Origin of the sequence: Lentilactobacillus kisonensis DSM 19906 = JCM 15041 (genome assembly GCF_001434135.1) — a bacterium.
In the GTDB taxonomy this organism is placed as follows: Bacteria; Bacillota; Bacilli; order Lactobacillales; family Lactobacillaceae; genus Lentilactobacillus; species Lentilactobacillus kisonensis.
In genome coordinates this window covers 1-24,452 of the sequence record NZ_AZEB01000027.1, presented here as the reverse complement: position 1 = coordinate 24,452, position 24,452 = coordinate 1, and the positions used below count along the sequence as shown (strand labels likewise).

The 24,452-nt window shown below is 41.7% G+C and carries 22 protein-coding genes; 6 read left to right on the top strand and 16 right to left on the bottom strand.

The genetic code is table 11. From position 1 onward, the window contains the following. Positions 1 to 36: 36 nt before the first annotated feature. From mraY to FC98_RS11340, 6 genes are all read right to left on the bottom strand, one after another. Positions 37 to 996 (bottom strand): phospho-N-acetylmuramoyl-pentapeptide-transferase, encoded by a 960-nt coding sequence (gene mraY, locus FC98_RS11365; protein ID WP_056949589.1) that lies wholly within the window; start codon positions 994 to 996, stop codon positions 37 to 39. Positions 997 to 1,019: 23 nt separating this feature from the next. After that, a complete protein-coding gene (locus FC98_RS11360; RefSeq protein ID WP_056949588.1) occupies positions 1,020 to 3,179 on the bottom strand; it encodes a penicillin-binding transpeptidase domain-containing protein in 2,160 nt (719 codons plus the stop codon). Further along, on the bottom strand, positions 3,176 to 3,562 hold the full coding sequence (gene ftsL / locus FC98_RS11355) for a cell division protein FtsL (RefSeq protein ID WP_054655675.1): 387 nt from the start codon (positions 3,560 to 3,562) through the stop codon (positions 3,176 to 3,178). The genes FC98_RS11360 and ftsL overlap by 4 nt, the downstream gene beginning before the upstream one ends. Positions 3,563 to 3,584: 22 nt before the next feature. After that, positions 3,585 to 4,532 carry a 16S rRNA (cytosine(1402)-N(4))-methyltransferase RsmH gene (rsmH, locus tag FC98_RS11350; protein WP_008855475.1) on the bottom strand — a complete coding sequence of 316 codons (948 nt, stop codon included), beginning with the start codon at positions 4,530 to 4,532 and terminating at the stop codon, positions 3,585 to 3,587. 29 nt (positions 4,533 to 4,561) lie between these two features. Next, the gene (mraZ, locus tag FC98_RS11345; protein WP_040470722.1) at positions 4,562 to 4,987 is read right to left on the bottom strand and encodes a division/cell wall cluster transcriptional repressor MraZ; all 426 of its coding nucleotides are present in this window, start codon (positions 4,985 to 4,987) and stop codon (positions 4,562 to 4,564) included. Positions 4,988 to 5,235: 248 nt separating this feature from the next. Continuing rightward, complete coding sequence (locus tag FC98_RS11340; RefSeq protein WP_054655679.1) at positions 5,236 to 5,619, bottom strand: DUF3397 domain-containing protein; 384 nt, start codon at positions 5,617 to 5,619, stop codon at positions 5,236 to 5,238. A gap of 63 nt (positions 5,620 to 5,682) precedes the next feature. Between FC98_RS11340 and FC98_RS14385 the strand changes: the two genes are divergently transcribed. Continuing rightward, the gene (locus tag FC98_RS14385) at positions 5,683 to 5,826 is read left to right on the top strand and encodes a DUF4044 domain-containing protein (RefSeq protein WP_172633901.1); all 144 of its coding nucleotides are present in this window, start codon (positions 5,683 to 5,685) and stop codon (positions 5,824 to 5,826) included. Positions 5,827 to 6,375: 549 nt separating this feature from the next. Here FC98_RS14385 and FC98_RS11335 read toward each other — a convergent pair. The 6 genes from FC98_RS11335 to yjbM all read right to left on the bottom strand — a co-directional run bounded on the left by FC98_RS11335 (position 6,376) and on the right by yjbM (position 12,688). Continuing rightward, a complete protein-coding gene (locus FC98_RS11335) occupies positions 6,376 to 8,673 on the bottom strand; it encodes a DNA translocase FtsK (RefSeq protein ID WP_056949591.1) in 2,298 nt (765 codons plus the stop codon). 187 nt (positions 8,674 to 8,860) lie between these two features. Further along, positions 8,861 to 9,373: a tRNA (cytidine(34)-2'-O)-methyltransferase gene (locus tag FC98_RS11330; RefSeq protein ID WP_008856039.1), complete on the bottom strand. Its 513-nt coding sequence runs from the start codon at positions 9,371 to 9,373 to the stop codon at positions 8,861 to 8,863. 14 nt (positions 9,374 to 9,387) lie between these two features. Further along, entirely contained in the window at positions 9,388 to 10,239 is an 852-nt protein-coding gene (locus tag FC98_RS11325) for a methyltransferase domain-containing protein (protein WP_056949587.1), read from the bottom strand. A 110-nt stretch (positions 10,240 to 10,349) separates the two neighbouring features. Then, positions 10,350 to 11,252 carry an RluA family pseudouridine synthase gene (locus FC98_RS11320; protein WP_008856037.1) on the bottom strand — a complete coding sequence of 301 codons (903 nt, stop codon included), beginning with the start codon at positions 11,250 to 11,252 and terminating at the stop codon, positions 10,350 to 10,352. Next, a complete protein-coding gene (locus FC98_RS11315) occupies positions 11,245 to 12,057 on the bottom strand; it encodes an NAD kinase (RefSeq protein WP_008856036.1) in 813 nt (270 codons plus the stop codon). The genes FC98_RS11320 and FC98_RS11315 overlap by 8 nt, the downstream gene beginning before the upstream one ends. Next, positions 12,035 to 12,688, bottom strand: coding sequence for a GTP diphosphokinase (yjbM, locus tag FC98_RS11310; protein WP_056949586.1), 654 nt, complete (start codon positions 12,686 to 12,688; stop codon positions 12,035 to 12,037). The genes FC98_RS11315 and yjbM overlap by 23 nt, the downstream gene beginning before the upstream one ends. A gap of 215 nt (positions 12,689 to 12,903) precedes the next feature. Between yjbM and FC98_RS11305 the strand changes: the two genes are divergently transcribed. Further along, positions 12,904 to 13,527, top strand: coding sequence for a DsbA family protein (locus FC98_RS11305; protein ID WP_235803624.1), 624 nt, complete (start codon positions 12,904 to 12,906; stop codon positions 13,525 to 13,527). A gap of 154 nt (positions 13,528 to 13,681) precedes the next feature. On the opposite strand, the gene pepF is transcribed toward FC98_RS11305, so the two are convergent. Continuing rightward, the gene (gene pepF / locus FC98_RS11300) at positions 13,682 to 15,499 is read right to left on the bottom strand and encodes an oligoendopeptidase F (protein WP_056949585.1); all 1,818 of its coding nucleotides are present in this window, start codon (positions 15,497 to 15,499) and stop codon (positions 13,682 to 13,684) included. 42 nt (positions 15,500 to 15,541) lie between these two features. Continuing rightward, a complete protein-coding gene (locus FC98_RS11295) occupies positions 15,542 to 16,660 on the bottom strand; it encodes a competence protein CoiA (protein ID WP_056949584.1) in 1,119 nt (372 codons plus the stop codon). Positions 16,661 to 16,817: 157 nt separating this feature from the next. Between FC98_RS11295 and FC98_RS11290 the strand changes: the two genes are divergently transcribed. Beyond that, complete coding sequence (locus FC98_RS11290) at positions 16,818 to 18,335, top strand: gamma-glutamylcysteine synthetase (protein WP_056949583.1); 1,518 nt, start codon at positions 16,818 to 16,820, stop codon at positions 18,333 to 18,335. A 103-nt stretch (positions 18,336 to 18,438) separates the two neighbouring features. Here the strand turns inward: FC98_RS11290 and FC98_RS11285 are convergent, their stop codons facing one another. After that, positions 18,439 to 19,788 (bottom strand): sensor histidine kinase, encoded by a 1,350-nt coding sequence (locus FC98_RS11285; protein ID WP_008855592.1) that lies wholly within the window; start codon positions 19,786 to 19,788, stop codon positions 18,439 to 18,441. Continuing rightward, the gene (locus FC98_RS11280; RefSeq protein ID WP_008855593.1) at positions 19,785 to 20,477 is read right to left on the bottom strand and encodes a response regulator transcription factor; all 693 of its coding nucleotides are present in this window, start codon (positions 20,475 to 20,477) and stop codon (positions 19,785 to 19,787) included. The genes FC98_RS11285 and FC98_RS11280 overlap by 4 nt, the downstream gene beginning before the upstream one ends. A 107-nt stretch (positions 20,478 to 20,584) precedes the next feature. Between FC98_RS11280 and FC98_RS11275 the strand changes: the two genes are divergently transcribed. The 3 genes from FC98_RS11275 to FC98_RS11265 all read left to right on the top strand — a co-directional run bounded on the left by FC98_RS11275 (position 20,585) and on the right by FC98_RS11265 (position 24,417). Beyond that, positions 20,585 to 21,058: a GtrA family protein gene (locus FC98_RS11275; RefSeq protein ID WP_008855594.1), complete on the top strand. Its 474-nt coding sequence runs from the start codon at positions 20,585 to 20,587 to the stop codon at positions 21,056 to 21,058. After that, the gene (locus FC98_RS11270; RefSeq protein ID WP_056949582.1) at positions 21,033 to 23,279 is read left to right on the top strand and encodes a glycosyltransferase family 39 protein; all 2,247 of its coding nucleotides are present in this window, start codon (positions 21,033 to 21,035) and stop codon (positions 23,277 to 23,279) included. The genes FC98_RS11275 and FC98_RS11270 overlap by 26 nt, the downstream gene beginning before the upstream one ends. Positions 23,280 to 23,424: 145 nt before the next feature. Continuing rightward, on the top strand, positions 23,425 to 24,417 hold the full coding sequence (locus FC98_RS11265; RefSeq protein WP_008855596.1) for a glycosyltransferase family 2 protein: 993 nt from the start codon (positions 23,425 to 23,427) through the stop codon (positions 24,415 to 24,417). Positions 24,418 to 24,452: the final 35 nt, after the last annotated feature.

Genomic DNA, 24,452 nt, shown 5'->3' with positions numbered 1-24,452 from the left:
AGAGGCTGGATACAAAACAGCTGTTTTGTCCCAACCCTAAACAATCGTTATAATACTTACCGCAGCTGCGACCAATGCGATCGACCAAAAAACGACGTCGATCTTCCATTCACTCCATCCAAGCATCTCAAAGTGATGATGGATAGGTGTCATCTTAAACACCCGCTTGCCAGTAAGTTTAAAAGATGCAACCTGAATCATAACGCTGGCCGTTTCGCAAACATAAATAATTCCAATCACCAGTAATGAAAATTCATGGTGGACCAGAATTGAGACACAGGCAAGTGCTGCCCCCAGTGCGAGTGATCCCATATCACCCATGAATATTTTGGCAGGCTTATGATTGAAGATGAAGAAGCCAAGCAGCCCACCAACGATCGTGAAACAGAAAACAGCAACTTCTGTTTGATGCTGGAATAAGGCAATAATGCCATATGCCGCAAATGAAATGGTTCCTAATCCAGAAACCAAACCATCTAATCCGTCGGTTAAATTGACGGCATTGGAAAAGCCAACCAACCAAAAGATAATAAATATGATGTACCAATATGACACGTTCCAATCATGCGCAAATGGGATCTTAAAGGCCATTGGAAAGCCTTCGTGAAGATACACTAACGAAAAAATAACCGCAACCACAATCTGAGCTAAAAGTTTTTGCCAAGCTTTAAGTCCCTCATTTTGTCGCTTAAAGAGCTTAATGCTATCGTCCCACATGCCAATCAGGCCATAAGCCACTAAGACAAACAGCAAAATCAAAAGTGTCGGCGTCAGCATCTGTTGAATCCAGGCAAATACCAAATCAGAAACAACGGCCGCGATAATAAAAAGAATGCCGCCCATCGTAGGTGTCCCTGATTTTTTTTCATGCCAAGAGGGACCCTCTTCTCTAATCATCTGGCCTTCGTGTTTACTTCTAAAATATTTAATTAAACTCGGCATAAATACGGCCGTAATGATAAAACCACTTAATAAAGGTATTGCCCAATTAATCATTATCCCATTAACCCATCCTTAAACTATTCAAAATTGACCTTTAACGTTTCTTTTCCATTAATTGATTTGGAGAAATTGATACTTTGACTATCCGCATAACCAGTGCCAGTTGAAGCAAGCTTCATACCGGTCATTTTACATAGTTCCTGAACATCAGCTTTAGACCAGCCGATGATCCGAGGCATCTTCCAGCCACTGTTAGTCATAATGAAGATCCGCTTCTGCTCACTGACACGTTCCCCTGCAGTCGGCGACTGTTTGACCACAGTCCCATCATTACCAATCGTGACCACGTCAAATCCCTTCTCAGCTAGTGTTCGCTTCGCTTCAATTGACGTGTTATACACCACAGATGGTAATGTCTTCTTAACCTGCGCCTGCTTAGTATTCGAATTTTGCAGTGCCCGCGTAATTACCGGCTTAAAGATTTCGGCTAGTAATTGAGTAGCAGTTTTGGTACCCGTGAGTTGCGGCTGCTTCATCGTAATGAACATGACATAGCGCGGATTGTTTGCAGGAACCATTCCAGCAACGGAATACAGATAACTATCATCCCCAGAGGCATACCCCCCAGCACCGTTACTAACCTGAGCCGTCCCAGTTTTAGCAGCGATTCGATAGCCTTTAATCTTATAATCCTGACCAATCCCATAACTCTTATAAACAACGTCTTGCATGTGCTGGCGGACCTTCTTAGCCGTTTGGGCGCTAATCGGGTGACCAACCACCTGCTTGCCATACTTCTTAAGAACTTTCTTATTGCTAGGATCAGTTACTTTGGAAATAAAGTACGGCTTCATCATTGTACCATTATTCGAAACTGCCGTTAATGCCTGCATCATCTGCATGGTCGTGACTTCAATCCCCTGACCAAACGATGTATCGGCTTGTTCAATCGGGTAATTAAATTGCAAGCGGCCAGCTAATTCCCCTGGCAGGCCTGAATTGGTAGTCTTCAAGAAACCAAACCGCTGAATATACTTTTTCCAGGTTTTGGGCCCCATTTGCTGCTCCAAGTGTGCCATGGCAACGTTACTAGAAAGGGCGAATCCCTTATTATAGGTAATATAGCCCCAACCAGCAGGATCCCAATCAGGAACAATCTTGCCATCAATGGCATAACGCCCAGATTCATAGGTGTCGTTACCGTTAAAATGACCAGAATTAATTGCCGCCGATAGTGTAAAGACCTTCATGGTTGACCCTGGTTCATAGGTGTCAGCAGTTAATGTGTTCGTCCAAGCCTTATTAATTCCCTGAAGTGTTGACGCATTAAAGGTCGGCCGCTGAGAAGCAGCCACAATCCGGCCTGTTTTAGCATCCATTAAAACGGCATTCATTCCTGCTGGATGAACTTGTGAGGCAACCGAATTCATTTCACTTTCAAGTAAAGTCTGAATCCGTGAATCAATGGTTGTATAAATGTTGTCGCCATTCTTAACGGGCTTTTCCTTTTGTTCTCTGCCAGGCAGCTTATAGCCATAAGCATCGTACTGCGCATCTTTGTAACCGTTTTTGCCGGCTAATTCTTTGTCAAAGGCCTTTTCAATCCCCATTTGGCCAACAAGGTTGTTAGCTCCGGTTGTTTTATCGTTCTGCGAAGTCGCAACCCCAATCAGATTAGACGAAAAGACACCGTTTGGATAGAGCCTTGCTTGTTGCTGCACAAAATTAATTCCAGGAAGATGCTTAGCTTCAAGCTTCTTCTTGGTAATTAATGAAATATTAGTGCCAGCACTGCCAAACTCAACTTGAAACGGCTGACTATCCTTCGGTGACAAAATTTTCAGAGCTTTTTTCTCAGAAATTGGTAAATATTTTGAGAGTGCCTGGGCGGTTTTGCTCTTATTGACCACATAAAGTGGCTTATTATTTAAACCGCGTTGCCCCTTATCCAACACGGCATAGAGTGAATATGTACTTGTATCTTCTGCGATGGCGTTTCCGTCCGCATCATAAATAGTCCCCCGGCGGGCCTTCAGGGTTTGCGTCTGCGTATACAGTTTTTGTGCTTGATCGTTTAGATTAACGTTCTTAACGTTTTTGCCGACAGCAATGACTAATAGCCGCGTTGATAAAAGGGCGAACATACCAATAAACAGAAAGAAAAGCCACATTCCGACAATCTTTCTGTTTCTTAGAACCTTCCCCTTACCTGCAGAATGGTCAGATGAATCTTTCATTTAGTAACATTCCTTATATTAGCATTTTTAAGTGACATATTACTCTGCTTAGCAACCTTTTCTAGTCGGCTGCTGCTTTGAAGTTCGCCAATCTGTTGATTGAGATTAGTGTTATCATTTCGGACGTTGACAATTTGATTATCAATGTGCTGTAGTTGATGCTGTGAGTTTGACAGAGCAACCTTGGATGATACAACTAATAACATTAACACAGTTAAGATTGCACTACCAGAAACAATCAATACTTTTTCGAATGCAGAAAGCTGTAGGCGGCTAGCAACCCGAACCCGTTTAACGGTAACTTCAGTGGGAACTTGTTCAGGTGACGAAACATAGGTCTTCGGTTGTTCAGCAATATCACGAGCTAAATTATTTTGTGCCATAATTATGTATTCTTCCTTTTATTTATTTTTTAATTCGTTCAATTATTCGCAACTTAGCACTATGGGAGCGATGGTTATCTGCGAGTTCGCTCTCAGTTGGAGTAATTGGTTTTCGAGTAATGCTTTTATATTTTGGCTTAATCCCCTCAGGAATAATTGGTAAATTAGGCGGTAATTCTGGTAGTGACGTTTTTTCGCGAAACATGGTTTTAACCAGCCGATCTTCTAACGATTGGAACGTGATCACACTAATCCGACCACCGACTGCAAGCAGGTCAATGGCTTGTTCCAACGAATCTTCCAGCGCGGACAATTCATCATTAACCGCAATTCGAATTGCCTGAAAGACTTTTTTAGCAGGATGACCACCATGTCGACGGGCAGCCGCGGGGATTGCCTCTTTAATGATTTCAACTAATTCGTCGGTCGTATTGATTGGCTGGCTCGCCCGCTTTTTTTCAATCAATCGGGCAATTTGTTTTGAAAACCGCTCTTCACCGTATCGATAGAAAATCCGAACTAGCTTTTCATATGACCATTCATTAACAACTTTCCACGCATCAACCGGATTATCTTGATCCATTCGCATGTCTAATCGTGCATTAAACCGATAGCTAAAGCCACGACTTGCATCATCAAATTGCGGGGAAGAAACCCCTAGGTCATAAACAATGCCGTCAATGTCACTAATCCCATATTGCTGAAGGGCTATCTTTAAATTTCTAAAATTATCATGAACGAGCGTTAACTTACCCGCCTTTAAATATTTTTGCAGGTGTTGCTTATTATAGTCAATCGCTTCTTCATCCTGGTCAAAAGCATAAAGATGACCCATCGTAAGCTTCTCTAATATTTTTGTGGAGTGGCCGCCGCCACCCAACGTTGCATCAACATATGTACCGGCTGAATTAATATTCAAGCCCCTAACTGCTTCATTCAATAAAACGGTTACATGTTCGAATTCTGGCATCAAGCCACCCCCTTACAGTCTCAACTAAGTTAAAAATCAATCATATTCTCAGCAATTTCATTAAAGTTCTTCTCAGCATCATCGCTAAAGTCGTTCCAGCGATCATCACTCCAAATTTCAAAACGGTTAGAGACACCCACAACCACGCATTTTTTGGCGATTTTTGCGTATTCTCTTAATACATTAGGAATGTTGATTCGACCCTGTTTATCAAATTCACATTCAATGGCAGCCGAGAAAAAAAACCGGGTGAAATAGCGAGCATCTTTTTTATTAATCGGCAGATTGTCAATCTTATCCTGAATTTTCTCCCATTCAGTCATTGGATAACCAAATAGGCATCCATCCATCCCTCGGGTAACAACAAACTTATCACCGAGTTCTTGCCGGAATTTAGCGGGGATAATGAGGCGTCCCTTGGCATCAATATTATGTTGATATTCGCCCATGAACACACACTTATCCCCCTTAATTCAACTTATAGTCACATTCTACCACAATTCCCCACTATCAACCACAAGCCCTCAATTTTTGTAAAAGGAATGTCATATAGTTTGTTTATTTTAATTTTGACAATCGCTAATCACCGTCACAACAGCGATTTATTCGAAGGGGAGAACTTCCCCATTTTTTAAACAAAAAAAGCTGCCAACGAGAAAAAGCCCCGTTGACAGCAAATGATTCAAGAAAATTTAGTCAAAATTCAAAATTTTTGAATGATGACATACAATGCGACACTGACCCAACATAAAAATAAAAGTAGGTCACTAAATCGCCAAAAAAAGATAAAGAACTTTTTGTAAGTTAAGTCACGATCCTTAAAAATCTTCCATAACAAAACAATTAAGCAAACACCCAGCCAGACGATAACAACTTCTGGAATATAGGATTCTGCCAAGCTATTACGACTAATTTGATGAATAAAAATTAACAATACTGGTGGCCAAAGATCCAACGGGCTTATTTTAATCCGGGATTTAAAAATGGCGCTTTTCTTTAAAACTTGAATAAATCCCGCAATAAGAATCAAAATAAGAAATTGGAGCAAGAACGTACCTATAGCAGTCATCCACGGATATAAATGCATTAACAACCCTCCTGGCTTTGACAAAACGTATTGCATTGAATCATAATGATAGTTAAACTGTTTATGGAATACATTGAGAAAGTGGTGCAAATATTGGCGCGTAAAAAGAGAACTCGATTTCAAAAAATAACATTGGTGTTTGTTTGGATTATGATCATTGCAACAATCGGATCACTGGTTATTTCAGCGATCATGACTTTTATTTAAGCAACTCGCTTAGGAACCGCAGGCAATTAATTTGCCCGCGGTTTTTTATTTTGAAATGGTGACTAATCTGCACTGGGCGAAGAATGTCGATACCGTACAGTAAAAAGCATCTAGCCTGAAGATACTTCCAATATCCGAGACGTATCGGTACCACCATTAGGGTTCCCAATCCTAAGAATTCTGTTCTTTATAACATTGCAAAAGCGTTCTGTGCCAAGCCGAAGCTTAAACCTAAGCCTTCAGCACCAAAAACTAAAGACCAGATTTTAGGTTTCTTAGCACCTTGGCAACATAGTGTAAACGTGCTGCACCAAGCAGAAAGCTGCACCTAAGCCACTCCGTCCAAAAATCCAGACCCGGGATTTCTGAACGGAGTAACTTAGGCTCCGCTTTCTAACCGCTTGGTTCCGCACTCTGGCCGCTCACTTACTTTATAGGACAGCTGCACAAAGCAGGGATCTGCGCGTAAGCACCTTCAACAAAAATCCCAAGCCCGGGGATTTCTGTTGAAGGAGACTTACACTCCGATCCCTAAACGCTTTGCTCCGCTCACTTCTCTTTATAAACTTGCCTAGGCCGCGAGCCATCCTGTGGGCCTATGTAACCTCTCTTTTGCAAATCGTCAATTAGGCGGGCCGCTCGGTTGTAGCCGATTCGAAAATGCCGCTGCAATAACGATGTACTAGCTTTTTGCTGATCAACCACAAAATCCAAAGCATCCGGAAATAGTTCGTCTTCCGAATCGGCCTGATCCTCCTGCTTAATTTCTTCGTCGCTAACCATCATTGACTCGTCATAATCAGCCGATTGCTGGTCCGTGATGAACTTCACCACTTTAGCAACATCTTGATCAGGAATAAACGCACCCTGAACTCGAATTGGCGTATTAGAGTCAATTGGTAGAAAAAGCATATCACCGCGTCCTAAGAGCTTTTCAGCCCCGTTCGTATCGATAATTGTTCGAGAATCGATCCCACTCGAAACAGCGAAGGCAATTCTAGACGGGACGTTTGCCTTAATCAATCCAGTAATGACATCCACTGATGGCCGCTGGGTCGCTAAAATCATGTGAATACCAGCTGCCCGGCCCATTTGTGCGAGCCGGATAATCGCCGCTTCAACATCATTAGAAACGGTCATCATCAAATCGGCCAACTCGTCGACAATGACAACGATGTATGGCATTGGTTGGATTTTAGCATCGTTTTCCCGATTATTTTTAGCAACAAATTCGTTATAAGTTCCAATCTTTCGTTGCCCAAATTTAGCAAACAACTCGTAGCGGTTTTCCATTTCGGACACCACCTTTTGCAATGCCCTGGCAGCTTTTTTAGGCTCTGAAACTACCGGGCTTAGCAAATGTGGAATTCCGTTGTATACACCCAGCTCTACCTTTTTGGGATCGATTAACATGAGTTTAACCTGGCTAGGTTTGGCATTTAGCAGAATACTGGTAATAATTCCGTTAATCGCAACTGATTTACCACTCCCAGTCGACCCAGCAATCAGCAAATGAGGCATCTTAGTTAAATCAGCAGTAATGACGTTACCATTAACATCCTTACCAAGCGGAACCTGAAGAATGTGGCCGTGGTTATCTGGTTGATGTTCAACCACATCCCGAAATGACACCGTCGCAATCTTCTTATTTGGCACTTCGATTCCAATCAACGATTTACCAGGGATCGGTGCTTCAATTCGGATATCCTTCGCGGCTAACGCAAGTGCAATATCGTCTGACAGATTCACAATTCGGCTAACCTTGACGCCGATATCTGGATGAAGTTCATATTTTGTAACCGACGGGCCCAGGCTCACATGCTTTATTTCTGCCTTAACGCCAAAACTATCCAAGGTCTTTTGAAGCACTTTGGCATTGTGGTCAATTGATTTAAGCTCACTAGACTGATCACCTTGTGGAATTTGGGTCAATAAATTCTTAGTGGGCAGCTTATATGAATCATCTTCCTGAACATCGACTAAATTAACGTCACCTTGATCATCCGCTTCTTCCTTAACGGGCGCTTTAGGCTGCTTAGGTTCTGGCTCGGTGTCCGCATGTTTGCTAACCGGCATTCCAGAAATTGTAATTGCCGACGTTGAGAATTTTGCTTGGTCCTCTTGTGAAACGGCCTCGGTTTCTTTTTTCGCCGTAGTGGGAGTTGCTGCCGTCGTCGATCTTGGTACTGATTGCTTTTGCTCTGATCGTGCATGCAGTTTAGTTGAAATGTTAGTCACGAGATTCTTACAAACTAGTAACCCTTTATGTAACCCAACAAAAATTTTACTAAATGAAATCTCAAACAGGACAAATATTGCGGCTATCACGATTAACGTGGCAATAATTCCAGTCCCAATCTTCCCCAAAAGCAGATGTAGTCCATAAAAAAGGCAAGTTGCTAAGATCCCGCCGCCGATATTAGAAGTCGTATTAGCAGAAGCCATATCATCAGCCAATTTTGCCCAATTAGTGCTGACAAATGCAACGGGTTGGGCGGTCTGAACATACTCAATCAGCGTGAGCCAAATTAAAATACCAGCTACAAGCAAAACCGTCCCCAACCAGTATCTCAACTTGATCTTTGGCAATTTCGCAAACCCCGCCAGCCATAAGCCAGCAATCATGATCAAAATCAATCCCAGTGGGTACAAGCTGCCAACCAAAATTCTAACCAGATTGATGATCAAAACACCAACGATTCCGGCGTGAAATAATCCTAATAAGGCTAAAACAGCCGCAACTGCCCCACCAATATTAACGGAATATTTTGCTAAAAGTCCTTGATTCTTTTTAGTTGATTTCCGGGGTTTTCGAGTCGTCTTTCTTCGTGGCCGCTTCGAAGCCATCATTGATTTCCCCCTTTCATTAAAGTGAGCGGATCCAGACGGTTAGAAACTGCCGAGTAGGCTAGGCGTTTCACGGCCGTCGAAATATAAGTCTCCTTGGGCGGAAATTCCTGGGTTTGGAATTTTTGACCAAGGTGCTTATGTGGAAGTTTCTGTCTAGAGGAGCTGTCCTAAGAATGTGACCTAATCACTTTAATTTATCATGTTCATACGTGTGTGTCCGCTCTAATTGATTAAAGCCCTGCTGTCGTAAAACCTCATAGATCACAATTGCGCAGGTGTTCGATAAGTTCAATGCTCGAATATGATCGTCATCTTGCGGAATTCGGATTGCCTTTTCTGGATTTTGACGCATAAATGGTTCTGGCAGTCCAGTCGTCTCCTTACCAAACAGCAGATAATAATCCTGAGTTGAATCTGAATAATCAGGATCAGTGTAATCCTGATTGGCAAATTTAGAAACCAAGAATAGGTTTTGGGGATCCTTTACAGTTTTTAAAAATTCGGGTAAGTTCTTGTGATAATTAATTTGAACCTTATTCCAATAGTCTAATCCAGCTCGTTTGAGATGCTTATCATCAATACTGAAGCCAAGTGGTTCGATTAAATCTAAAACCGTGTCGGTGCCCGCACAAGTTCGAGCAATATTCCCCGTATTTGCTGGCATCAGTGGTTCAAATAGTACAATATGATTCGTCATTTTTTCCTCCAAAGTTAATTGAATTGATTTACTAAAATTGAAACGTCAACCGTAATGGACGTAAGACCGTCGACCAACCGTTTCCCATCTTCATTTTGATTTTTCCCCCAGTGAAGCGGGGTCATGAGCATCAATGCCTGCTGTAGACCAGTTGGAATCGTGAACTGATAACACAACTTGTTAACCGTTGCCGATGGGTAATGCTCGAAGAACAAATCATAAACCCTTTGATTCGAGTAAGAACTATTTGGCTGGTTATCTCCGAATAAAAGGGCCCGCAACTCATGCAGGTAATTGCTATTCGGAATGATTTTGATTAGCTTACCGTGCGGCTTGATGACCCGATTAAACTCACTGTATGCCGAAGGTGAAAACAAATCAACAACCGTGCTAAATACGTGGTCATTAAATGGAAGATGGGCCAAATCAGCCACACAGAAAAAGGCATTTGCCCCATGCTGAGTTGCCAAATTGATGCCATCCTTAGAAATGTCAAATCCCACCGCAACATCTAAATCTTGCCGGCATTTTTCAAGTTTGGCAAGTGGTGTCCCTTCCCCACAGCCAACATCTAAAATTGTTTCGGGCTGCTCTGAAAGTTGTCCACTAATCGCCTTGATAATTGGATCAAACAAGCCCGCCTGCAGAATTTGATGGCGGGCACTTAACATTTCCGCATCATATTCATTATTCGAATTATGAGTTAGAAAATATAAGGTGCCTTTCTTAGACAAATCAAAGCCATGGCCATTTGGGCATATCAAGCTGAATTCTGTCATCTCAGCAAACGGCTGATCACAAATGGGGCAGCGAAAAAGATCAAGGTGATTACTTATAAATTGTTTACCAATTTCAATTTTTTTCACGAAAAAATGCCTCCAAGGACTTATTAATTATATCACAGGGTTCAAACCAAGAGCCCCCAGCACATGATTAGACAAAAATCATGGTGGAAGCTCAATTTTAAATTATCTAATTAAAACGGCTGCAGCCACTGATTTCCCACGAAAGTTTTCATATCCTCTGGCAACGGTGAATGACAGCTAATTTGTCGGTGATTAAATGGATCATAAAATTCCAAGTGGTAACAATGTAGTGCTTGACGAGCCATCAAGTGATTGGTCGGATTATATAACCAATCACCAATTAAAGGATGCCCCAACGCGCTCAGATGAACGCGAATTTGGTGGGTCCGTCCCGTGTGCAGCTGTAAGCGGACGAGCGTTTGGTGTGGTAGCCGCCGTACAACCCAGCCCTCGGTAATCGACATCTTGCCAGAGTTAGTCACTTGACGTTTAACAAACGATGTTTCATCTCGTCCAATCGGCAAATATATTTCAAAATGATCAGCAGTAATCTGCCCAGACGTGATTGCTAAATACGTTTTTTGAATAGTTCGGTCTTTTAACTGCTTATCCAAAACGGAATGAGCAAAATGGTGTTTGGCAAAAATTACTAGCCCGCTAGTATCCTTATCCAACCGAGTAACAATATGAATCTTCTGGTTAGCATAGCCTTGTCGTTGATAGTAACCCTTCACCCGATTAACTAACGTGTCTTGTGCATAGTTATGTGACGGTACAGAGGCGACACCAGCCGGTTTATCCACAATCAAAAAGTTGGGATCTTCATGAACAATCTTTAGTGGCACGGCTGAAACCGCAACGTGGTCGTTTTCTGGCTCTGGTGGTAGCACGACCGTTACAACGTCGCCTCTATCCACCATTCGATTTGCCAAAACTGCCTGCCCATTAACTCGAATCTGGCCGCCATGGTACTTAATCTTCTTAAGGAGCGTTCGGGTAACACCGTATCCCATAATGAACGTCCGTGCCTTAATCGGGCTGTCTCCCTGATATTGCCAACTAAATTCAGTCATCAGAAGTGGCCCTGCCAATGAATGAATTACTTACCCGTCGCCAAAATTGCGTATGGCGGTACTGGGCAAAAGCAATTCGTCGCTTAGAAATTCGGTATTCAATTGACGCAATTGGCTCAGTTGAAATTACCTGATGATCACAAGTTAAGATGGTTTGACCAGATGACTTTAAAACAACTTTAATCCATTCATCAGGAGCAATAATCAACGGCGACCCCAATGTTCTGAATACCCGGTTATTAATCGAAGAAATTTCAGCAACTTGAATAGCATTCAACAAGGGGTTAATAATCGCCCCACCAACGGATTTATTATAAGCGGTTGAGCCACTCGGCGTTGATACACACAGCCCATCTCCCCGAAAACTTTCGAAAAGCTGATTTTTAATGTACAAATCGGCGACCATCGTTCCATTAATTTGCTTTAAGGTTGACTCATTGAGTGCCAATCCCCGATCGGAAAACCCACCGCTAGTGTAATTAACGCGGATATCTAACAGCGGGTACGTGACGCTTTGACCATTATCATGTTCCAAACTGTCAACAAGTTCACTCACTTCGTAGTCCCGCCAATCAGTATAAAACCCTAGGTGACCGGTATGAATGCCGACCATCCGAATCTGATCACTGATATCTTGATAGTGATGAAATGCAGATAAGAGCGTCCCATCCCCACCAACGGAAATGACCATCTCGGGATTAAGTCCGTCAACGCTCAAATGTTTAGAATGATCAATTTCTTTCTTAAGGGCAGTTGCCACGTTGTTAGACGACTCCCCCAGATTACTGTAAATCGCTATTTTCATCTGATGATTTCCCCAAATTATTGCCTGTTGACTTATTATTAGTTTCTTGAAGTTCATCCCTAATCTCAGACATTTCCTCATCAAGCTTAAAAGCAGCTTCAGCCGAACGCTTCAACCTCACCTTGAGATCGTCAGGGAACTCTCCTTGATATTTATAATTAAGTGAATGTTCAACTGTTGCCCAGAAGTTCATTGCGAGCGTTCGCACTTGAATCTCTGCTAAGATTACTTTCTCACCCGACAGCATCTGAACCGGGTATTCAAAAATAATATGGTATGACCGGTAACCACTGGGCTTCTTATTATGAACATAATCGCGTTCTTCAAGAATATTAATATCTGTCCGTTTTCTCAATAAATCAACAACTTGATAAATATCTTCAACAAATTGACACATAATCCGCAAACCGGCAATATCTTCCATATCTTCTTCAAGCCGGTTCTCTGAGATATGCCGCCGAACCATTTTTTCTTTAATGCTGTCCACGGGTTTAACCCGGCCAGTCACAAACTCAATTGGGCTTCTACCATCTAATTTTAAAAACTGAGCGCGAATACCGCGTAGCTTTACTTTTAATTCATCAACAGCTTGTTTGTAAGGTATTAAAAAATTATCCCAATTCTCAACCAAGCTAACACTTCCAATCTATCATGCCCAAACGAGCACCTTATCCAAGTAAAAATTAAACCGAAGTTCATTTTACCATATTGACCCCTCTTTCCAAAGACGGGACCATTTCTTTATGAGCAAATATGTTGTTTTTGCCGTAAAATTTGTTATTCTTAGTTAAGTGATTAATTAGTATATTACTTAATTTGTCGATTAAACCATTGGAGGGCAATATTGTGTTAGAAATTTATTTATTTATTGATCCGCTAAATCGACATTGCTATGACGCCGAAAAAGTAATCAACAAGCTTTCTCAAAAACTTAAATCAAACGTTTCCGTAAGATTTTTGACAATGTTAAACATCAGGGTTGTCAATGATTTAGCCACTTGTACGCCTGAAAAAGCTGTCGATCATGAGCTCCCATTTAAAGTGATTTTAGACTCGAAAGCGGCCTCATTTCAGGGCAAGCGTTTTGGTAGAAACTTTTTGATGGATCTGCAACATGAGATTTTAGATAACGCTGAAGATTATTGTGATGATTTGGTTTTAGAATTAGCGGAAAAAAATGGCTTAGATTGTGATATGTTTCGCGAAGATCGTCGCTCCAACCTAGCCAAAAAAATGTTTCGGGCTGATCAGCGGGTCGCTAATGAAATGTCAGTTAAAACACCAGCTAGCACGGTTCTATTCAATTCAGCTGTTGATGGTAATGGTCTCTTAATTAAAGATTATGATTACAATTCTTTGTATAATTTCTGTTCACGTAGCATTAGTTCTGCTAAACATTTTGAAGAATTGGCGAAACCGACTGATCCAAATTCGACAGTTGTTCAATTTGTTAACCTGGGAAGAATGTAGTTGAACGGTCTGTCCACCACAATGGACGGGCCACTATCCCTAACTAAAAATCGTGTCACTATTCCGCATGGGAGTGGTGACACGATTTTTGTGTGAATAACTAGTTAACCAGTAACTGAGAAAAGTATCCCTGCCAAGAAGTTACCTGCGTCTACTATGACTCAGTCTCAGTTAATTTTTCAAATTCATTCAAGCGACGCTCAAATATCTCAAAAGCATGTTCAAGGTAATCGGGCTTGGTCATATCCACGCCGGCCTTCTTCATCACATTTGTTGGGGTGTCCGAACTGCCAGATTTTAGGAAATTAAGATACTTTTCAACGTGGTCAGCCGAACCACTCGTAATGCCATCAGCCAATGTTGACGCTGCTGCAAATCCAGTAGCGTACTGATAAACGTAAAAGTTATAGTAAAAATGGGGAATTCGTGACCATTCTAAGCCAATTTCATCATCTGAGATAACAGCATCCCCATAATACTTTGCATTCAAATGCTTGTAATACTTGTCCAGGAAATCCGCAGTAAGTGGTTGTCCCTTAGCATCTTGCTCATGAATATACTGTTCAAATTCAGCAAACTGAGTCTGGCGGAATACCGTCCCCTTAAAGCCATCAAGATAATAATTCAAAATAACCTTTTTCATTGCAGTATCATCTTTGAATTTATCCAATAGATAATCGGTCAAAATATTTTCATTGGTTGTTGAAGCAATTTCAGCGACAAAGATTGAATAGTCTCCATACTGGTAAGGCTGATTATGGGTTGCATAGTAACTGTGCATACTGTGGCCAGTCTCATGGATCAACGTATATAAATTATCCAGATTGTCCTTCCAATTTAACAGAATAAATGGATTGGTGTCATAAGTACCAGACGAGTAACCCCCACTGCGTTTATAGCGGTTTTCAACCACGTCAATCCACCGGTTACCGAAGGCTTCTTTGACATGATTGACATAATCTGGCCCCATCACCTGAAGTGCCTCTAGGGCAATCTTTTTTGACTGATCAAATGAGTATTTCGGGGACTTTTTACCAATCAGCGACGTATAAAGATCATACATATGCAACTCATCCAGGTTAAGAATTCGCTTTCGCAGCGCCACGTAACGATGAAGCAAATCGAGATGCTTATTCACAACTTCAATTAGATTTTCGTAAACATTAGTAGGCACTTCATTAGCAGCTAAAGCCGCTTCCAACGCACTATGATAGTTGCGAACGGTCGCTTTAAAATTATGATTCTTGACGTTTGTCGTTAAAGTAGCAGCCAAGGTATGCTGAAATTGACCATAGACTTCGTACAGTTTTTGAAACGCTTGCTTGCGGACCTTTTGGTTGGTTGATTCCAATAAAATGCCGTACACCCCTTGGGATAGCTGCACCTGATTACCGTTATCATCAGTCACAACTGGAAATGGCAAATCCGTATTATCCAAAATACCAAACGTTTTTTCACCCGAGGAAAAGATATCCCCCGCCCCGGCTAAAACTGCTTCAACATCGTTGCTCAAAATATGACCACGCTGTTTAAACGTTTGATCAAATAGCCGTTTATAATTGGTGAGTTTAGGCGCTGTTTGATAATATTGCTTCATTTGCGTTTCAGTAAGTTTCAACAGTTCCGGGTCAAACCATGAAACAGCAGCCGCAAATTTTGCAGCTAGTGCCTCTACTCGTGAAAACATCGCCTGATACTTATTTTCACTCGTATCCTGATCATTCTTCAACTGTGCGTATACGTACACCTTTTCTAGCTTCCGATTTAAATCCAAGTAAAGATCAGTTGCTTTAAGTAGTGCATCTGCACTGTTTTCAAGGGTTCCAGCTAACTGCGAAATCACTTTGATCTGATCTTGAATAAATGAAAAATCCGTTTCAAACGCATCATCATTTTTGTAAACCGTCGTTAAATCCCAGGTTAAAGGTACCGGAACATCCTTTCTAAGTGGTAATGCTTGTGCTTTAGCCATAATATCCGCCTCCAAGTATTCAATACCCCAAGGTTATCACACTCACTGATTTCCCGTCAGAATAAAGGCCCGTTTTTGATCGTAACTGGCAAACCATTCTGGCCGCCGAATAATCCTAATACCGGCAACCGTATGCCGGATATACCCACTAGAACGTAATGCGATCATAAAATTCGTAAATTCAATCTGAAAGAAGCGGGCATAATTATCAACTTGAGCCATCTGCCTCCCAAAGAGATTCACTGACTCCACAAACAACTGATTCAACTGTTGATTAGACACATTACCTCGGCGCCGTTCAAAAAGTTCCAGGACAATCCAAACCTTCCAGCAAAGAATTGACTGTTTAAAGACTGGCGTCCCAATCCACCATTTATCATGACAAACCATTGGACAGCCGACAAAGAGCTTACCAGATTGGTAACATGCGGCTACCATGTCACGGTAGGTATTATTCCGTAAAACATTGCTTTGCTGGATCCGCCGAAGTTGGTTCAGTAGTGATACCTTATTCTGAATTTGGCTCTTAGTAGTTGGTTGCCGATAGTGCTTCATGAAATCCAGGACCTTTGGCAACGTCTCGAACTGCCGGGTCTGCCTTTCAATCTTGCCTGCAACTTCCTTCAACTGATAAAAGAGCCAAAACTGATCGTTCACGGCCGAATAGAAAATAATATAAAAGCCGAGTTGGGCCTGAAATTTAGCGAACTTAGCAACCATTTCCGAGCGAAGCGCCTTCGCCCGGTGATAGTCGCCCAATATCCAAATAACGTCATTATCCAGTTGGTGATAGTTAACAGTCCGCCGGTGAATTTCCGTAAATGAAATTGGACTGCATTGATATTCTAAGACAACCCGATCATCTGGCAAGAAGACATCAGCCCGTTGTTCAATTGCCGCCATCGTGACTTCGATCTCAACATGACACCCAATTGCGGTTAGCTGACGTTGAAAAGTTAGCTTCCCCTTTAGGTGGCTTTGACTTTCGTTTTCACTAAAGCCAAAGCAGTTTGCTTTGGCTTTATGGCTAAAATGAGGAATTCGATAGTTACCATGTTTATAAATTACCGGCAGCCGACAGCAAGGGCAAATAAACGGCCCTACGTCACCCATCACAGCACTTGCCATTATTAGTTTATTATTTGCCATTGCAACCAACATCTCATCACCCTCCAACTATTAATTACGTAAACTGATCAGGCTATTTTGAAAAAAGTTACGAAATAACGAAGTTTTCAGTGAATTGAGCGGCAATCCTGTTAATTAAGGAAATTTTAGTTATAATTATGAATAAATCAATCTGGTTGGGGGACTCCTGATGCTTACAAATTTATTGCGTTACATAAAAGAAGAAGGCGTTGCTGAGCAGCTTTACCATAGCTTAGTCGGCGTGGAAGTTGAAGAACATCGAATTAATAACGAAGGCCGTTTAAGCCGAAAGCCTTATCCACAAAATTTGGGATCTAGGAGCTATCATCCCTACTTACAATCCGACTTTTCAGAATCGATGAGTGAATTAATTACTGACCCCAATCCCACTATTGGTGGCGTCTTAAATCAGCTGGACATACTACAAACAGTCCTTCACCGCTCAATCAAAGATGACGAATTTATTTGGCCGTTAAGTATGCCCCCTGCTCTGATAAGTGGTGATACTGACTTCATCAAAACTCATTTTGGCCGGCCAAAGTATCAGGAATATCGAGATTATTTAACCAAAAAGTATGGCATTTCTCGTAAACTTGTGACCGGCGTTCACCTCAATTTCAGCATTCCAGAACCTGTAATCAACCGACTTTACACGCACTATGAGGACAAATTTAAATCGTTAGTTGAATTTAAAAACGCGTTATACTTTCAGCTTGCTCAAAACATCGTTTTACATCGATGGCTTATCACCTATCTCTTTGGTGCCAGCCCCATTGCCGAAAAGGGCTACATGAATGACGTTATTAGCACGTTAGTCGATCATCCCGTCCGTAGTATCCGTAGTAGTCTCTATGGCTACGTTAACAACCCTGAAGATCGGATTGACGCCACAATGTATTCAAGCCTTAATAACTATATTGATACCCTTACCAACGCAATTGCCGATAAACGCCTATATTCAACCGCTGAATTCTACGGACCGGTTCGTCTTCGGGATCAACAATCTCTAAAAGACTATCGAACAAAGGGGATCTCTTACCTTGAGTTACGAATTATTGATAACACCCCCTTTACTCCTAACGGCATCAGTCGGCACGCTATGTATTTCCTAAAATTTTTCCTGATGTATCTGTTGGTGACACCGGTTGACCCCGCCACTATTAAACAAGATTTAACGGCTGCTTTCGATGATAACAATAAAGTCGCGTTGGAGTCTCCGGATCAACCAACATTCAAAATGGCGGATGGCGTCAAAATATTTGATGAGCTAAAAGAAATGGCTCAGTCACTTCACGCCCATTCGGAACAACTCCAAGCACTTGACGATTTTAGCGAAGTAATGACGCATCCCGAATTGACGGCCTCAGCAATGCTCTTACCACACATCAAGGACAACAGTCTGATGACGTTTGGAACTGAAGTTGCTAAAAAGTGGCAGCACGATCGGGTTAATGCCCCAGCCCTTTTGCCCATCATGGGGAGACTTTCAGCCACTTCACAACAACTGATCTTTCACGCCATTCAATTGGGAATTCGCTATTACGTCGTTCGAGACGAAGATGGTGAGGCGTTACTGATGCTAACTTATGATAATGTGACTCAGGTTGTTTATTTGAAGAAACTAACCGTTACCGATCCAATCAAATATTTGTATGATCTATTCCCCGGGCTCTCCCAGGCTAAGTAACAAAATCACTTTTCTATAAGCGTGTAACAGAATTTATAACGAAGCCAAAAACTCGTAAAATCAGTTGATCTAACCACTGATTTTACGAGTTTTTGATTTTAAACTATGATACTTTGGGTTTATCGGTGCCACCAGCCTGATTTCGAATATTAATGGTTACGACAAACACTGAACCTTTGGGATGATTGTCCTTAACCATAATTGTTCCATGATGCTGGCTCACAATCCAGTTTGCGATTGCCAGGCCGAGGCCATTACCGCCAGTTTTAGCGTTTCTGGATTTGTCAGAACGGTAAAAGCGGTCAAAGACCCGTTTCTTATCTTCGTCCGCAATTCCAGCACCAGTATCGGAAACTTCAATCGTTAATTTATCCCGAACACGGCTCGTTCCAACGGTCACCGTTCCCCCTTCTGGTGTGTACTTAATGGCGTTATCTAATAGTATAATGAGTAACTGGCGAATTAAATCTGCGTCAAACCAACCTGCTCCAGCTGCTTGAAGGTATTCAGCCAGCGATTTTCGTTGACTTGCAGCAATTTCCGTGTATGGCTTTAAAATCTGATCAAACCACGGAACTAAATCAACTTGCTGACGATTAATTTCAATCTTGCCAGCATCGGATCGCGCTAACATTAATAAGCGATTTGTTAACGTCTGAAGATGGCGGACTTCGTCGAGTGATGTCGAAATAGCATCTACTTGATCAACTACCCGCTCTTTTGGTTTGGTAAGCATATACTCCATCTGATTTTGAATGACTGTCAACGGCGTCCGCAATTCATGAGCGGCGTTGGCACTAAACTGGCGTTGGCGCTGCCAAGATTTCATAATTGGTTTCATACTGGACCTAGACAAGTAATAGGCAATGCCAATCGCTAAGATCCAAAATAAAATCAAGGTTATTAATAGCGAGCGCCTGAAACTATTGATTGCGAGTAAATCAGTATCAATGTTTTCTAATATTAAAACATAGTTCCCAGCATACATTGGATTTGTATTTGACTTGGGAACCTTGATTAGGAGTGACCGAAAATAATGTAGCGTATTATCAGTCGACATCAGGGTGACTTCTCGAACCTTGTTAACCTGTGTTCGGTCCAGCCGCGTATTGATAAACAAATTATAAATTCGGTTACCAAGCATCTGGGCGTTAATGATTTGCCCTCGTTTATTAAACACCAAAATATTCGTTCTAAAAGGCGTGTCACCATTATTTGGTGTCGTAACGTTTGGCGTTACGCTACCGTTATCCGTTCGGAAGCTTGGCTGCTTTTTATTATTTAAAACAACTTGCTTTTGGGTAATGAGGCCATGATCAATATTTTTATAAATTGACTGATGAAAGAAAAAATTAACGACAAGTCCAAGTACCATGAACAATAATGCAAACCCAACTAATTCCTTAACAAATAATGAGAGCTGCTGTTTTTGCTGTGGGTCGCCGTTTTTCAATCCAATGCCTCCGTTTCAAACATATAACCAACATTTCGCAGTGTTTTAATCGGCTGAAGCCCCGACGTTTGTTTTAGTTTTTTTCGTAAATTGCTCATATAAACCTCGACAACTGAAATCGCTGTTTCGGATTCAAACCCCCATAAACGATCAAATATCTGATCCTTAGTAATAATCGTATCGGGATTTTGAATGAAGTAAACTAATAAATCAAATTCTTTGCCGTTTAATTCTAATTGTTTGTCATTAACGCTTACAATTCGGCTGCTCAAATTAACCTTAAATGGCCCCATTGCAAGTTGATTATCATTACCAAGGTGACCGCTACGTTTAAGTAGTGCTTTGACCCGCATCAACAATTCTTCTCGATGAAATGGCTTTGTCAGATAATCATCTGCCCCTAATTGGAAGCCATGAACCTTATCATCAAGAGTATCCTTAGCAGTCAAAATTAACACTGGCATACTCAGATGGTCTTCATTTCGCCAGTGCTTTAAAATATCATATCCACTTACTTGAGGAAGCATCAGGTCCAAAACAACCAAATCATAAATCCCCTCTTGACCCAACATCTGGCCTTCAAAGCCATCGTGGGAAACGGTTGTTTGAGCAACATCCCCAAGAAATAACTGGAGGCTTTTAGCAAGTTCTTCATCGTCTTCAACAATCAAAATATGAAGGTCTTTCATTTTGGTACCTCCTCATTTATCTACTGTATTTAAAGTAAATGGTTTTTGTAACCTCGTCAACTAAAATAGACAAAGTTTTAGCGAAATCCAAATTTTAAGCTTAGCTTATGCTTATTTCGATAAAATCGGGACATTATCAAATAAAGGAGGCGCAAATCATCAATAGCACAAAACAATTTATCAAGTTTGCAACGGTCGGCCTGCTCAATACTGGCTTAACCTATATCATTTATATCGGGCTCCTAAGCCCAACTACGCCAACCATTGCAATGGGAATTGGCTATGGGATCACTTCTCTAATTGGCTTGTCATTAAATAATCAATGGGTATTCAAAGCTCATGCTAACTTGAAGAAAACCATTATTAAATATTACGGAACTTATTTGTTGACATGGTTAATTAGTATAGCAATTGCTCACTTTGCCAGCCATTCCTTGACGGTTCCGAGTCATTTAATTCCCTTGCTTAGCTTAATGATCACCGTGCCCATCAATTTTCTTCTTTCAAAATTTTGGGTATTTAACAGTACAAATCAACTAAGGGAGGCCGATCATTATGCCAGTCAACAAAATGAACATTGACTCAAAAGTTAGACCCAAAGCAACTCACATTAAGTTCGATTGGATTTTAACAGTCATTTTAATCCTCGCATTATTTCTTTACGGTTGGCAAATATGGAAAGCGGGGTCAGCTAATGCTTTTTATACCGCCGCAATTAAAAGTATGACTGAAAGTTTCAAGAATTTTTGGTATGGCAGCTTTGATCCTGCCGGCTATATTACAGTCGATAAACCACCTATTGCCCTTTGGTTTATGGCAATCAGCGCTAAAATCTTTGGTCTCCATGGCTGGAGTGTCGTTTTACCATCCGTCTTATTCGGGGTTGGCTCAGTCTACTTAATGTTTCGCTTGGTCGCGCCTTACTTTGGTAAAATAGCTGGTCATTTAGCCGCGCTGGCAATGACTTTAACCCCCATTGTGGTTGCGGATTCAAGAACAAATAACATGGATGCAACACTAATCTTCTTCCTATTGTTGGGGTTATTCCTGCTGGAAAAGGCAGTTAAGAGTAAAAAAGGGTTGCCACTCCTCACCAGTTTTGCTTTGATTGGGATCGCCTTTAACGTCAAAATGCTCCAAGCATTCATGATTCTACCAGCGATGTATTTATTCTATTGGCTAACAGCAAACGAAAAGTGGCAGCAAAAGCTCAAAAAATTAACTTTTGCCACCGTCTCGTTGTTAATTTTCACGTTAGCATTGCCACTTTCAACGGACATGACGTCAGCGAAAGATCGCCCCTACATTGGGGGGTCACAAACCAATTCATTGATGGAATTAGCGTTTGGTTACAACGGAACTGAACGGCTATTAGGCCAAACAACTGGAACTGGCGGAACTTTTGGCGGTGGTATGAACAGCAAGAAGGGACAGCCAACCATCGCAAAGGGCCAGAAACGTCCAGCCAATATGAAGTCCGTTAAAAATGGCAACAAAAACATCCCCGCCATTCCTGGCGGCAAACGCCAAAAGGGAGGACCAGGAAAAGCCGGAATCGGTGGCGGCGCATTTGATATTGGGTCAATCGGTCCGTTTAGACTTTTCCAATCATCGTTAGGGCCGCAGATTAGTTGGCTATTACCATTTGCAATCATTGGTCTGATTGGTGGCTTGGTATTTTACCGTGATCGTAGGAAAAGGTGGTATTCCCTTACCCATAAACAAAAACAATTAATTCTCTGGACAAGTTGGCTAGTCCCAGTCTATGGATTCTTTAGTGTCGCTAGTTTCTTTCACCCATACTATACAATCATGTTGGCACCCCCAATTGCGGCATTATTTGGAATTGGGGTCACCGCCCTCAGCCAATTATTCAATCAAAGGGGACGAAGCAGCTGGCAATTTTATCTATTACCAATCGCAATCGTTGCGACCGCAGCTTTGCAATCATGGTACGTACATGCTTACTACCCATGGTTAACCTGGATAATACTAGGTGTGGCGATCATTATTTCAGTTAGCCTCGTCAGCTTAGCATCTCACCCCATTACAAAGCCATTGTTAATCAGTGGGCTGTTAACAATCCTAATTGCCCCAGCCTGGTGGTCGCTAACCCCAACAATTGCTGCAGAGTCTGCTATGATCCCAACCGCTGGGCCATCCTTATTAACTTCTAATCAAAATGGCTCTGGCATGGGTGGTGGCATGGGCAATAGTCAGGTTAATTCAAAAATGCTTAGCTACTTAAAGAAAAACCAAGGGATTGCCAAATATCTGTTTGCAACTAGTGATTCAACTACGGCCGCCCCATATATTATCAAAACAGGCAAAGCAGTGATGGCAATGGGTGGCTTTAATGGAACGGATCCAGCAATTACCCTCAAGGAATTTAAACAGCTAGTACGGACAGGCCAACTCAAATACTATTATGACTCTGGCAAATCTGGCAACTCCGCAATTGTTAACTGGATTAAAAAACATGCTACTAAAGTCAAAACAAACTTGTATCAAGAATCAAGCACCAAGACCAGCAATCGGCTAACAGGCCAACCTAGTTCACAGGCCCTCGGGAATCACCGATTTTCAAATCCTGGCGGTCAAGGGACTACCCCTGCTGCTGGTAAAAAAGGCACCATGAAACCAGTAATTGGTCAAAAAAATAAACATTTGAAAAAACCAATTACCCAGAAAAAATCAAGTCGCCCAAATGCTTCCAGTCAAACAAAGGCGCAACGTCCTACTGGAATGGGTGGAATGAACACATCTGGAACCTTATACGATCTATCAACAATTTATAAATAATTCACTATAGGACAGATCGGCGAAACAGGAATCTGAGTGTAAGCACCCTGGTTAAAATTTCCAAGACCAAGAATTTCTGCCTAAGGAGACTTATGCATCAGTTTCTAACCGCCTGGATCCACTCACTTTACTAGGAGGTTATCAAATGGATAAAAAAGATGAATTAATTTCAATTGTGCTCCCGGTTTTTAATGAGGAAGCAGGGATCGAGAAAACAATTGACGTACTCGAGAAATTTACAATCAGTCAGTCCCAGAATTTTGAATTAATTTTTGTAGATGACGGCTCCTCTGATCAAAGTGCTAGGCTAATTACCACCTCTCAAGAATACCATCAAAATATTAAACTGATCCAGTTCTCTAGAAACTTCGGTCATCAACTTGCCATTACCGCTGGAATTCGTTATGCAGCCGGTGATGCGGTGGTGGTAATGGATGCTGACCTTCAAGACCCGCCCTCAGTAATTGTTGAAATGGTTAATAAATGGCACGAGGGTTACCAAGTGGTCTATGGTAAACGGGTATCAAGGAATGGTGAAAGCTGGTTTAAGAAGGGATCCGCCGCCCTCTTTTATCGAACATTAGAAAAAATAACCAGTATTAAAATTCCCTTAGATACAGGCGACTTTCGTTTAATAGATCGGCAAGTGGTTCGTGAATTGAGTCAAATGGACGAGCCAGATCCTTTCGTTCGTGGGATGGTTAGTTGGGTCGGCTTCAAGCAAACAGATGTTGCATATGAACGCCAAGAGAGAATCACTGGCTACTCAAAGTATCCACTGTCCAAGATGGTCAAACTAGCAATGGATGGCGTAACCTCATTTTCTTCACTGCCACTTCAATTCGCTAACTGGTTCGGATCTCTCTCGATCGTTTTTAGCGTTGGCTACTTAATATTTTGTACTTTTACAAAGCTTGATGCGATTCGCTTTGCCATTTTCGCAATTTTCTTGATGGTCGGCCTTGTTCTATCAGCACTTGGTATGATAGGAGCTTACCTCTTCAGAATTTTTGAGGCTTCTCGAAAACGACCACTTTATATTGTTGCTAAGACTAGCGGTTTCCATCGCACAAAAAGCCACCAAATCCCGAAAACATATTACACGACAACCCTGAATAAACACGCTGATATTTTTTGAAATTCAAACAATCTAAGATTAGATCCAGTTAGAAA

What these genes read in the sequence shown, in the direction of transcription:
- mraY (WP_056949589.1), bottom strand. Translation starts at nt 996, where the DNA reads ATGATTAATTGGGCAATACCTTTATTAAGTGGTTTTATCATTACGGCC.
- FC98_RS11360 (WP_056949588.1), bottom strand. Translation starts at nt 3,179, where the DNA reads ATGAAAGATTCATCTGACCATTCTGCAGGTAAGGGGAAGGTTCTAAGA.
- ftsL (WP_054655675.1), bottom strand. Translation starts at nt 3,562, where the DNA reads ATGGCACAAAATAATTTAGCTCGTGATATTGCTGAACAACCGAAGACC.
- rsmH (WP_008855475.1), bottom strand. Translation starts at nt 4,532, where the DNA reads ATGCCAGAATTCGAACATGTAACCGTTTTATTGAATGAAGCAGTTAGG.
- FC98_RS11340 (WP_054655679.1), bottom strand. Translation starts at nt 5,619, where the DNA reads ATGCATTTATATCCGTGGATGACTGCTATAGGTACGTTCTTGCTCCAA.
- FC98_RS14385 (WP_172633901.1), top strand. Translation starts at nt 5,683, where the DNA reads ATGGAATACATTGAGAAAGTGGTGCAAATATTGGCGCGTAAAAAGAGA.
- FC98_RS11335 (WP_056949591.1), bottom strand. Translation starts at nt 8,673, where the DNA reads ATGGCTTCGAAGCGGCCACGAAGAAAGACGACTCGAAAACCCCGGAAA.
- FC98_RS11330 (WP_008856039.1), bottom strand. Translation starts at nt 9,373, where the DNA reads ATGACGAATCATATTGTACTATTTGAACCACTGATGCCAGCAAATACG.
- FC98_RS11320 (WP_008856037.1), bottom strand. Translation starts at nt 11,252, where the DNA reads ATGACTGAATTTAGTTGGCAATATCAGGGAGACAGCCCGATTAAGGCA.
- FC98_RS11315 (WP_008856036.1), bottom strand. Translation starts at nt 12,057, where the DNA reads ATGAAAATAGCGATTTACAGTAATCTGGGGGAGTCGTCTAACAACGTG.
- pepF (WP_056949585.1), bottom strand. Translation starts at nt 15,499, where the DNA reads ATGGCTAAAGCACAAGCATTACCACTTAGAAAGGATGTTCCGGTACCT.
- FC98_RS11295 (WP_056949584.1), bottom strand. Translation starts at nt 16,660, where the DNA reads ATGTTGGTTGCAATGGCAAATAATAAACTAATAATGGCAAGTGCTGTG.
- FC98_RS11290 (WP_056949583.1), top strand. Translation starts at nt 16,818, where the DNA reads ATGCTTACAAATTTATTGCGTTACATAAAAGAAGAAGGCGTTGCTGAG.
- FC98_RS11280 (WP_008855593.1), bottom strand. Translation starts at nt 20,477, where the DNA reads ATGAAAGACCTTCATATTTTGATTGTTGAAGACGATGAAGAACTTGCT.
- FC98_RS11275 (WP_008855594.1), top strand. Translation starts at nt 20,585, where the DNA reads ATGCTTATTTCGATAAAATCGGGACATTATCAAATAAAGGAGGCGCAA.
- FC98_RS11270 (WP_056949582.1), top strand. Translation starts at nt 21,033, where the DNA reads ATGCCAGTCAACAAAATGAACATTGACTCAAAAGTTAGACCCAAAGCA.
- FC98_RS11265 (WP_008855596.1), top strand. Translation starts at nt 23,425, where the DNA reads ATGGATAAAAAAGATGAATTAATTTCAATTGTGCTCCCGGTTTTTAAT.